The sequence below is a fragment of the Mesorhizobium sp. WSM3862 genome (assembly GCF_002294985.1).
Taxonomy (GTDB): domain Bacteria; phylum Pseudomonadota; class Alphaproteobacteria; order Rhizobiales; family Rhizobiaceae; genus Mesorhizobium.
This window is the reverse complement of the sequence record NZ_NSGE01000011.1, coordinates 136,976-151,351: the sequence shown is the minus strand read 5'-3', so window position 1 is coordinate 151,351 and position 14,376 is coordinate 136,976. Positions and strand designations below refer to the sequence as shown.

The following is a 14,376-nucleotide window of genomic DNA, read 5'->3' as shown; positions in this document are numbered from 1 at the left end:
CGCAGCAGCTGCGCTGCGGCTGCGGAGGTGAACGGGACATCTGCCCCACAACAGAGGCGGCAGTTTCTACCGCCCAGGCGCCAGCAGCGCGAAATGGGCGCCTTGCGGGTCCTGGCATTGGATGATCCACTGTGCGCTCGGCACCTCCATCGGCCCCATCAATACCTTGCCACCATTGTCGGTGACGCGCTTGGCGGCGGCGTCGATCGCGTCGACGTTGAAATAGAACTGCCAGACCGGGACCGGGATCTGCGGCGGCTTGTTCATCATGCCGCCGCCGGATTCGGGGCCGGCGCCGAAGGTCTGGTAGATGCCCATCTCGCCCATGTCGAACTGACCGGCGCTCTCCCAGCCGAACTGGCTGGAATAGAAGTCGAAAGCGGCTTTCCAGTCCGAGGTGTAGAGCTCGTGCCAGCCAACATGGCCGGGCGTGGTAGCGGGTACCGGCGGCTGCTCGGGCTGGTTGGGCTGCAGGAACATGAAGGTCGCGCCCTGCGGGTCGGCGACGACGGCGAAGCGACCGACGCCGGGAATATCATCCGGCGCGCGATGAACGGCACCGCCAGCGTCCTTGAGCGCCTTCGTCGAGGCATCGACGTCCTTGGTGTAGATGTAGCCGAGCCAGGCCGGCGGCATGCCCATCTTGGCGGCATCCTCTGGCATCGTCATCAAACCGCCGACGCCGCGCAGGCTGGAATTCAACACGATATAGCGCGGCATGCCCGGCGCCTTGTCGAAGGGCTCGGCCCGCCAGCCGACGACGGCAGTATAAAAAGCCTCGGCGGCGTCGAGATCGGTGGTCATCAGTTCGTACCAGAAGAAGGGTTTTGCGGCATTCGGCATGGTCGGTCTCCTCACCGGTTCAGGCAGCGATCGCGGTTCCGATCCATCGTAGGACGATCTCGGCGACAGAAATCCGACATCTGGACCAGAAATCGAGAACGGCAAGGCGCTCATGCATGTCACTCAAAAATGCGCAGCGGTTTTGGGCGGCCGACACGCATCAAAATCGGAGCTTGAAGCGCGTCGGCCTATCCGTTCTGCGCGAAGCGCCATAGGAACCGTGATCTTGCATGGCCCGGGGTTTTAGCCTTTGCTGCGGGCAACGAGGGGCTGTCTTCCACGCGTGAATGTCGCTTACGCCCGAGAGTGGCTTTGTGCCATCGCGAGGAGCTCGACCCTAGTCCGAGCGGGGACTGGACGCAGCTTAACGACGACGATTTCCGCGCGCTCGCCTCGCGCCTGTCAGACGAGGCCGACGAGGGGCCGCTCTGGGTGTTCGCTTATGGCTCGCTGATCTGGAAGCCGGCGTTGGAATCCATCGAGCAACGCCGCGCCTCTGCCTATGGCTGGCATCGCTCCTTCTGCCTCGACATGGTGCGCTGGCGAGGCAGCGCCGCGCAGCCGGGGTTGATGATGGCGCTCGAGCGCGGCGGCCGTTGTGACGGCGTCATCTATCGTCTGCCGGATGGCGAGAAGCCCGCCCAGATCGAGAGATTGCTGCGGCGAGAAATCGACGAAGATGAAAGCGTCAGCTCGGTCCGGTGGGTTCCGGTACGCACGGCGCAAGGATCGCTGCGAGCGCTGAGCTTCTGGATCGGGGTGACGGGTAGGGGCACGTCGCTCAGGCAGCCGCTCGAAAGGGGTGGCAAAGACACTGGCACGCGCATGCGGCCATGTCGGTTCCGGCGCCGAATATCTTTACAACACCGTCAGCCACCTCGAAACATTCGGCATCCATGACCGCAATCTGTGGCGCCTGCAGGAACTCGTGGCCGACGAGTATCAGGTCGATCCATCCCTCCAGGATTGAAAGCGCTGAACCGACAGACATCGGCGTCGCGATAATATGAGTACGACTATCATGTTTTGTCCAAGCAATACAGCAGCTTGGCCGAAAATTGACCAATTGATAAAAAAATAAAACGTGCTAGCTTTCCTCAAAACAAACAAGGGGAACTGGAATGGCGACTGGTCATTTCATCGAAGGCATAGCCGGCGGCCGGCTGTCTGCGGAGCAATACGCCGATAATTTTTCCGACCTGCACCCGCCGCTCGATCACCACGAGGCGCTGGTTGAGGCCGATCGCTGCTATTTCTGCTACGATGCGCCGTGCATGAATGCATGCCCGACCTCGATCGATATCCCGTTGTTCATCCGGCAGATCGCGACCGGCAATCCGCTGGGCTCGGCCAAGACCATTTTCGACCAGAACATTCTTGGCGGCATGTGCGCCCGCGTCTGCCCGACGGAGACGCTGTGCGAAGAGGTCTGCGTGCGCGAGGTCGCGGAGGGCAAGCCGGTGCAGATCGGCCGGCTGCAGCGCTATGCGACCGATGTCGCGATGGATGAGGGCAAGCAGTTCTACAAGCGCGCCGAACCGACCGGAAAAACGGTCGCTGTGGTCGGCGCCGGGCCAGCGGGCCTGGCGGCGGCGCATCGCTTGGCCCGCCACGGCCACGATGTGACGATCCTCGAAGCGCGGCCGAAGGCCGGCGGCCTCAATGAATACGGCATCGCGGCTTACAAGAGCGTCGACGATTTCGCTCAGGCCGAGGTCGACTACGTCACCGCGATCGGCGGCATCGACATCCAGAACGGCAAAGCGCTCGGACGGGACTTCCAGCTTTCCGACCTGATCCGCAACTACGATGCGGTGTTCCTTGGCCTCGGGCTCGGCGGCGTCAATGCGCTGCGCGCCGAAGGCGAGGATACGGATGGCGTCGCCAACGCAGTCGAGTTCATCGCCGAACTCAGGCAGGCAAGCGACCTTTCCAGCCTGCCGGTCGGCCGCCGCGTCGTCGTCATCGGCGGCGGCATGACGGCGATCGACGCCGCGGTGCAGTCGAAGCTGCTCGGCGCCGAGGAGGTGACGATCTGCTACCGGCGCGGCCAGGAGCATATGAATGCCTCCGGCTTCGAGCAGGATCTGGCCGCCGCGAACGGCGTCACGATTCGCCACTGGCTGCAGCCGAAGCGCGTCATCGCCGAGAACGGCAAAGTGTCGGCGATCGAGCTCGAATACACAGCCATGAATGGCGACAAGCTCGCCGGTACCGGCGAAATGCTGAGGCTCAACGCCGACCAGGTGTTCAAGGCGATTGGCCAGAGCTTTGTGCCGGCTCATCTCAACGGCAGCGTTGCTTCCATCGAGCTCGATGGCGGCCGCATCAGGATCGATGCCGAGGGTCGCACCTCGCTGGCGAAAGTCTGGGCGGGCGGCGACTGCATCTTCGGCGGCGACGACCTGACGGTCTCGGCCGTGGCGCAAGGCCGCGACGCCGCCGAATCCATCCACCGGGCACTGACCTCTAACGGGAGGGCATGAGCATGGCAGACATCCGCAACACCTTCGTCGGCATCAAGTCGCCAAATCCGTTCTGGCTGGCTTCGGCGCCGCCGACCGACAAGGCCTATAATGTCGAACGCGCCTTCAAAGCCGGCTGGGGCGGCGTGGTCTGGAAGACGCTTGGCGAAGAGGGCCCGCCGGTCGTCAACGTCAACGGCCCGCGCTACGGCGCGATCTGGGGCGCCGACCGCCGGCTGCTCGGCCTGAACAATATCGAGCTGATCACCGACCGCGACCTGCAGACCAATCTGCGCGAGATGAAGCAGGTGAAGATGAACTGGCCGGATCGGGCGCTGGTCGCCTCGATCATGGTGCCTTGCGAGGAGGAAAGCTGGAAGGCGATCCTGCCGCTGGTCGAGGAGACCGGCGCCGACGGCATCGAGCTCAATTTCGGCTGCCCGCACGGCATGAGCGAACGCGGCATGGGCTCGGCGGTGGGCCAGGTGCCGGAATATATCGAGATGGTGGTGCGCTGGTGCAAGCAGTACACGCGCATGCCGGTCATCACCAAGCTGACGCCGAACATCACCGACATCCGCAAGCCGGCGCGGGCCGCCAAAGCCGGCGGCACCGACGCGGTGTCGCTGATCAACACCATCAACTCGATCACCGGGGTCGACCTCGACAGTTTTGCGCCGCAGCCGACCATCGACGGCAAGGGCTCGCATGGCGGCTATTGCGGCCCGGCGGTGAAGCCGATCGCGATGAACATGGTGGCCGAGATCGCGCGCGATCCGGAAACGCACGGCCTGCCAATCTCGGGCATCGGCGGCATCACAACCTGGCGGGATGCTGCCGAATTCATGGCACTCGGCGCCGGCAACGTGCAGGTCTGCACGGCGGCAATGACCTATGGTTTCAAGATCGTGCAGGAGATGATCGCGGGGCTGGAGAACTGGATGGACGAGAAGGGCCACGCCTCGCTCTCCGACATCATCGGCCGCGCCACACCCAATGTCACGGACTGGCAGTATCTCAACCTCAACTATGTCGCCAAGGCGCATATCGACCAGGACGCGTGCATCAAATGCGGGCGCTGCCACATCGCCTGCGAGGACACCTCGCACCAGGCGATCACCAGCATGGTCGACGGCGTCAGGCATTTCGAGGTGATCGAGGCCGAATGCGTCGGGTGCAATCTTTGCGTCAATGTCTGCCCGGTCGAGGGCTGCATCACCATGGAACCGCTGGCCGCCGGCGTGCTGGATCAGCGCACGGGCATACCGGTGTCGCCGGTCTACGCCAACTGGACGACGCATCCGAACAATCCGATGGCCAAGGTGGCCGCGGAGTAGGGAACACTTTTGAAAGAAATGCGGCGCCTTCGGGTGCCGTTTTTCGTTACCTATATTGCAGATAATAATTATCCATGATAGGTACTATCCATGAATTGGAGCCAAAGATCGTGAAGCTGGGAGAGGGCGTCGAAGCGGCGATCCACTGCGCCGCCATGCTTGCCGGCGTCGACGGCAACAGCACCATGTCGGGCGCGGCCATGGCCGAGGCGTTCGGCCTGTCGCCGAGCTATCTCTTGAAGCATCTCAATCAGCTGACAACGGCGCGCATCCTGGAATCCGTGCCGGGGCCGGCAGGCGGCTACAGGCTGGCGCGGCCGGCCGAGCGGATCACGCTGCTCGACATCGTGCTTGCGGTCGAGGGCAGGGAGCCGGCCTTCCGCTGCGGAGAGATCCGCCAGCGCGGGCCGGTCAAGCTAGACGCGTCGGCCTATGTCAAACCGTGCGGCATCAATGCCGCGATGCTGAAGGCCGAGCGCGCTTATCGTGCCGCCCTTGGCGAGGCAAAGCTCTCCGACATCGTCGCCGATTTCATGAACGACGCCGATCCCCGCACCGTCGCCGCAAGCTGCGCCTTCGTCGAACGCCATCAGCGGCTGCAAAAGTTCAACAACCAAGCAAAGCGTGAAAGGTAAGAGAATGAAACAGAGGCTGCAGTTCTTCGCCAAGGCGCCTGAAATCATGAAGGCGGTGATGGCGCTCAACAAGGCCGTCGAGGAGTGCGGGCTGGAAGAAAGCCTGATGCACCTGGTCAAGCTCAGGGCTTCCCAGATCAATGGCTGTTCCTATTGTGTCGAGATGCACAGCCGCGAGGCAAGACGCGATGGCGAAACGGAGCAGCGGCTTTATCTGGTCGCCGCCTGGAAGGAGTCGCCGCTGTTTTCCGAGCGCGAGCGCGCCGCGCTCGCTTGGACCGAGAAGGTGACGAACATCTCCGACAATGGCGTTCCGGACGATTTCTACGCCAGGACGCTGGAGCAGTTCTCCGAGGAAGAGCTGGTCAAGCTGACAGTGGTGATCGGCATGATCAACACCTGGAACCGGCTCTGCGTGTCGTTCCACGCCATCCATCCGATGCCGGCCGCCAAGGCTGCCTGACCATCCAAAGCCGCGCGGATCGCAAAACGTTCCGCGCGGCTTTCATTTGCGAAATCAATGACATGTTTGAGAATTTTCAGAACGAGATTCTGTTTGCCGCGCGCCTGCTGCTCGGCGGCGCCTTCGTCATTGCCCGGCCTGCGCAACGTCCAGCACAAGATCTGCTCATCCCGATGATGGCGGTACGCGGCGTGCCTTAGGCAGGGCCGGCATTGTGGCTGGGCATGTCCTGCAGGTCGCGCCGGACGGCTGGTGATCGGCGGCTTATGGACCGCGCTGGCGGCGGCAAGCCTGACCCTGTTCCTGATCGTCGCGACGCCGATGTTTCACAATTTCTGGAATCATCAGGGTCCGGATCGCACCTCACGCATCAACGGCTTCGTCGGCAATGTCGCCTTACCCAGCGGCATTCTGGCACTGACCACGCACTATGCCTGACAACCGCACTCGGATTCCGCACAATTGAGTGGCGCCGCGTTAATCGGTTTGTCGCGATTGTCCTGTATTGGCAAAAAACAGGTTCGCCGTCGGAGCGTTCATGGAGCAGAGCTGGACTGCATTCTGGGCACGCGTTTCGGATGCCTTCCACCAGACGCTGTTGCCGTTCCGTGCAGTCGCGGGAGCCTTCGGCCAGCATCCGAGCGACATTCAGATATGGTGCTTTCTGTGCGGCGTCTTCTTCCTGGCGGTCGTCGCCATACAGACCTATGGCGACATCATGCTCAGGCGACGCGGCGCCTTTGCCACCGGCAAGGTGATCGGCATCGACAAGTCGAGCGACGGGCCGGACACGCCGATCATCGAATTCGCCGACCGACTGGGCAAGACCTGGCGTTTCGGATCGCATCTGCCGGTCAACGGAACGACCGGGAACGTCGGCGCAGTGGTCGAAGTGATTTATGACCCTCTCCACCCGAAGCGGGCGCGGGAAGTCGGCCGCCCGCTGATGAAGGCCGTCCACCTGGCTGTCTGGTATGCGGTCGTCGCCGGGCTGATGGTGCTGGCCTTCTTGCCCGGCCTCTTTTCCAATTGATCCATTCAGGCGGCGAAGCGCAGGCCGCCGTCGCAGGTCAGCACCTGGCCGGTCATGAAACCGTTGGACACCAGGAAGGCGATCGCGTCGGCGACGTCCTCGGCGCGGCCGATGCGGCCGACCGGCGTCTTTCCGGCGTACTCGGCAAAGACCGCCTGCCGCTCTTCGCCCGATAGAAAATCCCACCAGGGCGTATCGATGACGCCGGGGGCCACGACGTTGACGCGCAGCGGCTTCAGTTCGACGGCCAGGATCGGGACTACGGTCAAAAGCATGCCGTTGATGGCGCCGATGCCGGCAATGCCGGGTGCTGCGATCTGCGCCGAGACGGCCGAAATGAAAGTGACCGATCCGGCTTTGTTCAAGGTCGGCAGGGCCGCTTGCAAGCAGCCTAGCTGCGGCTTGATCTTCTCGTCGACGCCGCTGCCGATGTCGGCAAGGTCGAGGGTCGCGAACGGCCCAAGGCCCCTGCCGCCGCTTGCGGCGAGAACGAGATGGTCGAATGGGCCGAGACCATCGAAGAAGTGCCGGACCGCGTCCGGCTTGGTCGCGTCGAAAGCGGCCTTGCCGACGGTGCCGCCGAGGCTCTTCCAGGCGTTGTTCAGCTTGTCCTCGCTGCGGCCGGTGATCGTCACCTTCATCGTGGGGCTGAGCAGCCGTTTGGCTGTGGCAAGGCCAATGCCAGACGAGCCGCCGATGATGACGCAATGTTCGATGCTCATGAATGCTGTTCCCTGGATGTCGCGGAAGATTGTCCGGTCAGTTCGAGGCTGAGCGCCCGCAACCGGCTGCGGGCTCTTTCGTCATAGGCCTGGGCATCGGCGCGCGCTTCCCGCTGGCCATCGAAATAGAGGCCGCTGCGCCCTTCGAGCGCCGGAGATATTGCCAAGTTGAGGATCGCGTCGGCGCCGGTCTCGACCGAGCTCCATGGTGTGATGCCGGCCTGCCGGACCATGGTGGTATCCATGTAGCTTGCCGGATGGAGTGCATTGACGGTGACGCCGCTGCCTTCGAGCTGCTCGGCCAGATCGATGGTGAACAAGATCTGCGCCAGCTTGCTCTGGCAATAGGCGCGCACGCCGCTGTAGCCGCGGGCCAGATTGATATCGTCGAAATCGATCGCCTGCTGGCCGGCGGAGGCGACATTGACGATGCGCGCCGGCGCACTTGCCTTCAGCAAGGGCAAAAGCTCCGACGACAGCAGGAAGCCTGCGAGATAGTTGACGGCGAAGCGCATTTCGTAGCCGTCGGCGCTCACTTGCCTTTTTGCGCCTTCGCCGCCCGTGCCGACGCCGGCATTGCTGATCAATATGTCGAGCCGGTCGGTTCCTGCCCGCACGGCGCCGGCAAGGCGGCGCACTTCGGCGAGCGACGAAAGATCCGCAAGCAGAAATTCGGCGTTGCCGCCCTCGGCTTCGATGGCAGCGACTGTCGCCTTGGCGCGAGTTTGGTCGCGGCCATGCACCAGCACGCGGGCGCCGGCAGCGCCGAGCCTTTCAGCGACCACGCGGCCAACCCCGTCGGTCGAGCCGGTGACGAGAACGGTCTTGTTCTTAAGTTCCATGTTCAGAGCCTCCTTATGCTGCTCTGAACGCAAGATGGGGCGCGGCGCGCAGGCCAAACAGTTCAATTTTTATCCTGGTATCGATACTGCTATAATAGCTGCATGGATGCCGTGCCCCATTCCCCTGACGACAGCCGCCGCCGCGAGCTCGGCGCTTTCCTGCGCTCGCGCCGGGAGCGGCTCTCGCCTGCCGACATTGGGATTGCGAGCGGCGCCAGGCGGCGTACGCCCGGGCTGAGGCGCGAGGAAGTGGCGATGATCGCCGGCGTCGGCACCACCTGGTACACCTGGCTGGAGCAGGGGCGGGACGTGCGGCCCTCGGTCGAGGTGCTGACCGCGCTCTGCGATGCGCTGCGCCTGGACGCCGTCGAGAAGCGGCATCTGTTCATCCTTGCCGGCCGCCAGCAGCCGGAGCGGCGCACGGCGACGTCTGAAAAGGTCGACGCCACACTGCTGCACATGCTGGGGAGCCTCGTCCTGCAGCCGGCTTATGTGGTTGGCCGGCGTTGGGATGTGCTCGCCTGGAATCCGGCGGCGGTCGCCTTGTTCGGCGACTATGGCCTGCTGGAGGGCGATGCCCGCAACATCGTCCATCTGGTGTTCACAAGCCCGCATCACCGCCGGCTGCTGGTCGATTGGGAAGAGCTTGCCCGCGTGGTGCTCGCTTCGTTTCGCGCGGAGAGCGCCAAATATGTCGGCGATCCGGATTTCGAGCGGCTGATCGCGCTGATGATGCGCTCAAGCCCGGAGTTCCGTGATTGGTGGCCGCGGCGGGACGTGGCGAGAAGGCTGACGGGCGTGAAACACGTCCGCCATCCCACAGCCGGCCCGATGGCTTTCGAGCATATGAGCCTGTCGATCGACGATGGCTCGGACATGCGGCTGATCGTCTACACGCCGTTGCCCGAGCAGAATACGATCGCCAAGCTCAAGAAGCTGCTAGAAGAGAAGCCCGCCGAGCGGCGCAGCGCCTGATCTTCGCCCGACCTAGACTTTCGGCTTCAGCCCATCGAGGAACAGTTGCTCCAGGAACCGGGCAGCATCCTCGAAGCGGCCGTCGCCGCCGCGGTCGGGGCCGAGCACGGCGCGCACCTGGACATCGAAATCGGCGTAGTGCTGCGTCGTCGCCCAGATCGAGAAGATCAGATGCCAGGGGTCGGTGCGGGCTATCTTGCCGGCGCGCATCCAGCCCTTGATGACGGCGGCCTTCTCCTCGACCAGCGTTTTCAGCTCGCCCTCGAGCATCGGCATGATGCGCGGCGCGCCCTGCAGGATCTCGTTGGCGAAGAGCCGGCTTTCGCGCGGAAAATCGCGCGCCATTTCGAGCTTGCGGCGGATGTAGCTTCTGAGCTCGGTCATCGGATCGCCGATATCGTCAAGCTCGCGGAGCGGCGCCAGCCAGGTGTCCAGGAGCCGCTGCATCAACGTCTCGTGAATGTCCTCCTTGCGGCGGAAGTAATAGAGGAGGTTCGGCTTCGACATGCCGGCGGCTTCGGCAATCTGGTCGATGGTCGAGCCGCGAAAACCGTTGGCGGAGAAGACTTCCAGCGCGGCTTCCAGGATGAGCTCGCGCTTTTCCTGCTGGATGCGGGTGCGGCGTGGAGCTGAGCCTTCCATCGTGTCCGTCATCCTTGCCGGCTGCTGCCGTGTGGGCACTCTGGACCAATTCTCTGGACCAGTTTTTCTCCGAGCCGTGGAGCGCGCTTTCGATGCCGCATTTCCGTTAGTAGTCCCTTGACCGCCGACAGGGCGGTGCTAACGTTTGTCCAACCGGTCAAAATTTTGCGTAGCACGAAAACGCAACGAAGACCAAGCCTTGGGAAGACCAAGCGTTAGCGCACCGAAACAGGTTACAAGGGGAAATCTTGGTCATGTCCAACCGGCTGAAAGTCACGCCGAACGATCTCAGCGCATTCTGGATGCCGTTCACGGCAAACCGGCAGTTCAAGCAGGCGCCGCGCATGTTCGTGTCCGCCAAGGACATGCACTACACGACGAGCGATGGCCGCAAGGTGCTCGACGGCACTGCAGGCCTCTGGTGCGTCAACGCCGGCCATTGCCGGCCGAAGATCACCGAGGCCATTCAGCAGCAGGCCGCCGAACTCGACTATGCGCCGGCCTTCCAGATGGGCCACCCGATCGTCTTCGAACTGGCGAACCGCCTGGTCGATATCGCGCCGAAGGGCATGGACCATGTGTTCTTCACCAATTCCGGTTCGGAGTCGGTCGAGACCGCGTTGAAGATGGCGATCGCCTATCACCGTGTCCGCGGCGAGGGCTCGCGCACCCGGCTGATCGGCCGCGAGCGCGGCTATCACGGCGTCAATTTCGGCGGCATTTCGGTCGGGGGCATCGTCGCCAACCGCAAGATGTTCGGCACGCTGCTCGGCGGCGTCGACCATCTGCCGCACACCCACTTGCCGGAGAAGAACGCCTTCTCGAAGGGCGTGCCTGAGCACGGCGCCGAATTGGCGAACGAGCTCGAGCGTCTCGTCACCCTGCATGACGCCTCGACCATCGCGGCGGTGATCGTCGAGCCGGTCGCAGGCTCGACCGGCGTCATCCTGCCGCCGAAAGGCTACCTGCAGAAGCTTCGAGAAATCTGCACCAAGCACGGCATATTGTTGATCTTCGATGAAGTGATCACCGGCTTCGGCCGTCTTGGCGCGCCGTTCGCGGCGGATTATTTCGGCGTCACGCCGGATATCATGACGACGGCCAAGGGCGTCTCCAACGGCGTCATCCCGATGGGCGCGGTTTTCGTGAAGAAGGAAATCCACGACGCCTTCATGAACGGCCCGGAGCACATGATCGAGTTCTTCCACGGCTACACCTATTCGGGCAATCCGATCGCCTGCGCCGCGGCTCTCGGCACTTTGGACACTTATAAGGAAGAAGGCCTGCTAACCTGCGGCGAGGAACTGGCGCCTTACTGGGAAGACGCGCTGCATTCGCTAAAGGGCGAGCCGCATGTCATCGACATCCGCAATATCGGCCTGATCGGCGCGATCGAGCTGGCGCCGATCGCCGGTAGCCCGACCAAGCGGGCCTTCTCGGCCTTCGTCAAAGCGTTCGAACGCGGCGCGCTGATCCGCACAACCGGCGACATCATCGCGCTGTCGCCGCCGCTGATTATCACCAAGGGCCAGATCAACGAACTGATCGACCATGTTCGCGATGTGCTGCGCTCTATAGACTAAGTGCTCAAACCGCTCGGGCGGCGACGGGAACCGCCGCCCGACCGGAGACCTGAAATGAGAGGACTTTGAATGGCCGCCCCCGGCGAGAATCTGCGAATCAATTCAGACCGTTTGTGGGATTCCATCATGGAGATGGCGAAGATCGGCCCCGGCATCGCCGGGGGCAACAATCGCCAGACGCTGACCGATTCCGACAAGCAAGGCCGCGAACTGTTCAAGTCCTGGTGCGACGAGGCCGGGCTCACGATGGGCGTGGACCAGATGGGCACCATGTTCATGACGCGGCCCGGCACCGATCCGGACGCGCTGCCGATCTATGTCGGCTCCCATCTCGATACCCAGCCCACCGGCGGCAAATATGACGGCGTGCTCGGCGTGCTCTCTGGCCTCGAGGTCGTGCGCTCGCTCAACGATCTCGGCATCAAGACCAAACATCCGATCGTCGTCACCAACTGGACGAACGAGGAGGGAGCCCGTTTCGCGCCGGCCATGCTCGCCTCCGGCGTGTTCGCAGGCGTCCACACTCAGGACTATGCCTATGCCCGCAAGGATCTCGACGGCCTGAGCTTCGGCGACGAGCTGAAGCGGATCGGTTGGGTCGGCGACGAGACGGTCGGCGCGCGTAAGATGCACGCCTATTTCGAGTACCATATCGAGCAGGGGCCCATCCTCGAGGCCGAGAACAAGCAGATCGGCGTGGTGACCCACTGCCAGGGCCTGTGGTGGCTGGAATTCACGCTGACCGGCCGGGAGGCGCATACCGGCTCGACCCCGATGAACATGCGCGTCAATGCGGGGTTGGCCATGGCCCGCATCCTGGAGATGGTGCAGACGGTCGCGATGGAGAACCAGCCTGGCGCCGTCGGCGGTGTAGGCCAGGTGAAGTTCTCGCCCAACTCCCGCAACGTTTTGCCGGGCACGGTGATCTTCACTGTCGATATCCGCTCGCCCGATAAGGCGAAGCTCGACGGCATGCGCGCCCGCATCGAGAAGGAGGCGCCGAAGATCTGCGAGCCGCTCGGCGTGAAATGCGCCGTCGAGGCGGTCGGCCATTTCGATCCGGTGACCTTCGATCCGACGTTGGTCGGCCGTGTCCGCACCGCCGCCGAGAAGCTGGGCTACAGCCATATGAACATCATCTCCGGCGCCGGCCACGACGCCTGCTGGGCGGCCAAGGTCGCGCCGGCGACCATGGTCATGTGTCCCTGTGTCGGCGGGCTCAGCCACAACGAGGCCGAGGACATCTCCAAGGAATGGGCGGCGGCAGGCGCCGATGTGCTGTTCCACGCGGTGGTCGAGACGGCAGGAATCGTCGAATGACCGAATAGAAATCACCTCGAAAAAGCCGCTCGCAAAGAAGCGCGAAAAGATCAGGGGAACGGATATGACCAAAGTCATCAAGAACGGCACCATCGTCACCGCCGACCGCACGTGGAAAGCCGACGTGCTGATGCAGCACGGCAAGATCATCGCCATCGGCTCGAACCTGCATGGCGATCACGAGTTCGACGCCACGGGCTGCTATGTCATGCCGGGCGGCATCGATCCGCACACCCATCTCGAAATGCCCTTCATGGGCACCTATTCGGCCGACGATTTCGAATCCGGCACGCGCGCGGCGCTTTCCGGCGGCACGACCATGGTCGTCGATTTCTGCCTGCCGGCGCCGCAGCAGTCGCTGCTGGAGGCGCTGCAGATGTGGGACAACAAGACCTCGAAGGCTGCCTGCGACTATTCCTTCCACATGGCGATCACTTGGTGGGGCAAGCAGGTCTTCGACGAGATGGCGACCGTCGTCGACAGGGGCATCACCTCGTTCAAGCATTTCATGGCCTATAAGGGCGCGCTGATGGTTGACGACGACGAGATGTATTCCTCGTTCCAGCGCTGCGCCGATCTCGGCGCGCTGCCGCTGGTCCATGCCGAGAATGGCGACGTGGTCGCGGCACTCTCGCAGAAGCTGCTTGCCGCCGGCAATAACGGCCCCGAGGGGCATGCCTATTCGCGTCCGCCCGAAGTGGAAGGCGAGGCGACAAACCGCGCCATCATGATCGCCGACATGGCGGGCGTGCCGCTCTATGTCGTGCACGTCTCCTGCGAGCAGAGCCATGAAGCCATCCGCCGGGCACGCCAGAAGGGCATGCGCGTCTATGGCGAGCCGCTGATTCAGCACCTGACGCTCGACGAGAGCGAATATTTCAACAAGGACTGGGACCATGCGGCGCGGCGCGTGATGAGCCCGCCTTTCCGCAGCAAGTGGCACCAGGATTCGCTATGGGCGGGCCTGCAGGCCGGATCGCTGCAGGTGGTGGCGACCGACCACTGCTCCTTCACCACCAAGCAGAAGCGCAACGGCGTCGGCGACTTCACCAAGATCCCGAACGGCACCGGCGGCCTCGAGGATCGTTTGCCCGTGCTTTGGACTACCGGCGTCAACACCGGTCGGCTGACGATGAACGAGTTCGTCGCGGTGACCTCGACCAACATCGCCAAGATCCTCAACATGTATCCGAAGAAGGGCGCGATCGTCGAAGGCGCCGATGCCGACATCGTCGTCTGGGACCCGAAGCGCAAGAAGACGATCACGGCCAAGAACCAGCAGTCGGTGATCGACTACAACGTCTTTGAGGGTTTCGAGGTGACGGGGCTGCCGCGATTCGTCTTTTCGCGCGGCGAACTGTCGATCGAAGAAGCGGACGTCAAGGCCAAGGTCGGGCACGGGGAGTTCGTGGCGCGCGAACCGAACGCCGCTGTCAACCGCGCGCTTTCGACCTGGAAGGAGATCAGCGCACCGCGCAAGGTGGAGCGCACGGGCATTCCGGCGACCGGAGTTTGA

At 63.3% G+C, this 14,376-nt stretch carries 15 protein-coding genes and 1 pseudogene; 12 read left to right on the top strand and 4 right to left on the bottom strand.

Annotation, left to right across the window (positions count from 1 at the left end):
• Positions 1-66 precede the first annotated feature (66 nt).
• On the bottom strand, positions 67-843 hold the full coding sequence (locus tag CK224_RS26725) for a VOC family protein (protein WP_095783851.1): 777 nt from the start codon (positions 841-843) through the stop codon (positions 67-69).
• A gap of 306 nt (positions 844-1,149) precedes the next feature.
• Between CK224_RS26725 and CK224_RS26720 the strand changes: the two are divergent.
• The 8 genes and pseudogenes from CK224_RS26720 (at position 1,150) to CK224_RS26690 (ending at position 6,776) form a co-directional block, all read left to right on the top strand.
• Positions 1,150-1,853: pseudogene (locus CK224_RS26720) on the top strand (gamma-glutamylcyclotransferase).
• 111 nt (positions 1,854-1,964) lie between these two features.
• A complete protein-coding gene (locus CK224_RS26715; protein ID WP_095783850.1) occupies positions 1,965-3,329 on the top strand; it encodes an NAD(P)-dependent oxidoreductase in 1,365 nt (454 codons plus the stop codon).
• Positions 3,330-3,331: 2 nt separating this feature from the next.
• On the top strand, positions 3,332-4,645 hold the full coding sequence (gene preA / locus CK224_RS26710) for an NAD-dependent dihydropyrimidine dehydrogenase subunit PreA (RefSeq protein ID WP_067329150.1): 1,314 nt from the start codon (positions 3,332-3,334) through the stop codon (positions 4,643-4,645).
• Between the two features lie 110 nt (positions 4,646-4,755).
• Positions 4,756-5,280 carry an Rrf2 family transcriptional regulator gene (locus CK224_RS26705; RefSeq protein ID WP_095783864.1) on the top strand — a complete coding sequence of 175 codons (525 nt, stop codon included), beginning with the start codon at positions 4,756-4,758 and terminating at the stop codon, positions 5,278-5,280.
• 4 nt (positions 5,281-5,284) lie between these two features.
• A complete protein-coding gene (locus CK224_RS26700) occupies positions 5,285-5,743 on the top strand; it encodes a carboxymuconolactone decarboxylase family protein (protein WP_095783849.1) in 459 nt (152 codons plus the stop codon).
• Positions 5,744-5,805: 62 nt separating this feature from the next.
• A complete protein-coding gene (locus CK224_RS32535; RefSeq protein ID WP_348628415.1) occupies positions 5,806-5,943 on the top strand; it encodes a hypothetical protein in 138 nt (45 codons plus the stop codon).
• Positions 5,944-5,995: 52 nt separating this feature from the next.
• Complete coding sequence (locus CK224_RS32530) at positions 5,996-6,181, top strand: hypothetical protein (RefSeq protein WP_245418755.1); 186 nt, start codon at positions 5,996-5,998, stop codon at positions 6,179-6,181.
• 100 nt (positions 6,182-6,281) lie between these two features.
• Entirely contained in the window at positions 6,282-6,776 is a 495-nt protein-coding gene (locus CK224_RS26690) for a DUF3592 domain-containing protein (RefSeq protein WP_095783848.1), read from the top strand.
• A gap of 5 nt (positions 6,777-6,781) precedes the next feature.
• Here the strand turns inward: CK224_RS26690 and CK224_RS26685 are convergent, their stop codons facing one another.
• Both CK224_RS26685 and CK224_RS26680 read right to left on the bottom strand, forming a co-directional pair.
• Positions 6,782-7,498, bottom strand: coding sequence for an SDR family oxidoreductase (locus CK224_RS26685; RefSeq protein WP_066990603.1), 717 nt, complete (start codon positions 7,496-7,498; stop codon positions 6,782-6,784).
• On the bottom strand, positions 7,495-8,340 hold the full coding sequence (locus CK224_RS26680) for an SDR family NAD(P)-dependent oxidoreductase (protein ID WP_095783847.1): 846 nt from the start codon (positions 8,338-8,340) through the stop codon (positions 7,495-7,497). The genes CK224_RS26685 and CK224_RS26680 overlap by 4 nt, the downstream gene beginning before the upstream one ends.
• A gap of 102 nt (positions 8,341-8,442) precedes the next feature.
• On the opposite strand from CK224_RS26680, the gene CK224_RS26675 reads away from it, so the two are divergent.
• Entirely contained in the window at positions 8,443-9,315 is an 873-nt protein-coding gene (locus CK224_RS26675; protein ID WP_095783846.1) for a helix-turn-helix transcriptional regulator, read from the top strand.
• Positions 9,316-9,327: 12 nt separating this feature from the next.
• Here CK224_RS26675 and CK224_RS26670 read toward each other — a convergent pair whose 3' ends face one another.
• Positions 9,328-9,957: a TetR family transcriptional regulator C-terminal domain-containing protein gene (locus tag CK224_RS26670; protein WP_095783863.1), complete on the bottom strand. Its 630-nt coding sequence runs from the start codon at positions 9,955-9,957 to the stop codon at positions 9,328-9,330.
• Positions 9,958-10,211: 254 nt separating this feature from the next.
• On the opposite strand from CK224_RS26670, the gene CK224_RS26665 reads away from it, so the two are divergent.
• The 3 genes from CK224_RS26665 to hydA all read left to right on the top strand — a co-directional run bounded on the left by CK224_RS26665 (position 10,212) and on the right by hydA (position 14,376).
• A complete protein-coding gene (locus tag CK224_RS26665; protein WP_095783845.1) occupies positions 10,212-11,540 on the top strand; it encodes an aspartate aminotransferase family protein in 1,329 nt (442 codons plus the stop codon).
• A gap of 69 nt (positions 11,541-11,609) precedes the next feature.
• On the top strand, positions 11,610-12,860 hold the full coding sequence (locus CK224_RS26660; RefSeq protein WP_095783844.1) for a Zn-dependent hydrolase: 1,251 nt from the start codon (positions 11,610-11,612) through the stop codon (positions 12,858-12,860).
• A 64-nt stretch (positions 12,861-12,924) separates the two neighbouring features.
• Positions 12,925-14,376 (top strand): dihydropyrimidinase, encoded by a 1,452-nt coding sequence (hydA, locus tag CK224_RS26655; protein WP_067328963.1) that lies wholly within the window; start codon positions 12,925-12,927, stop codon positions 14,374-14,376.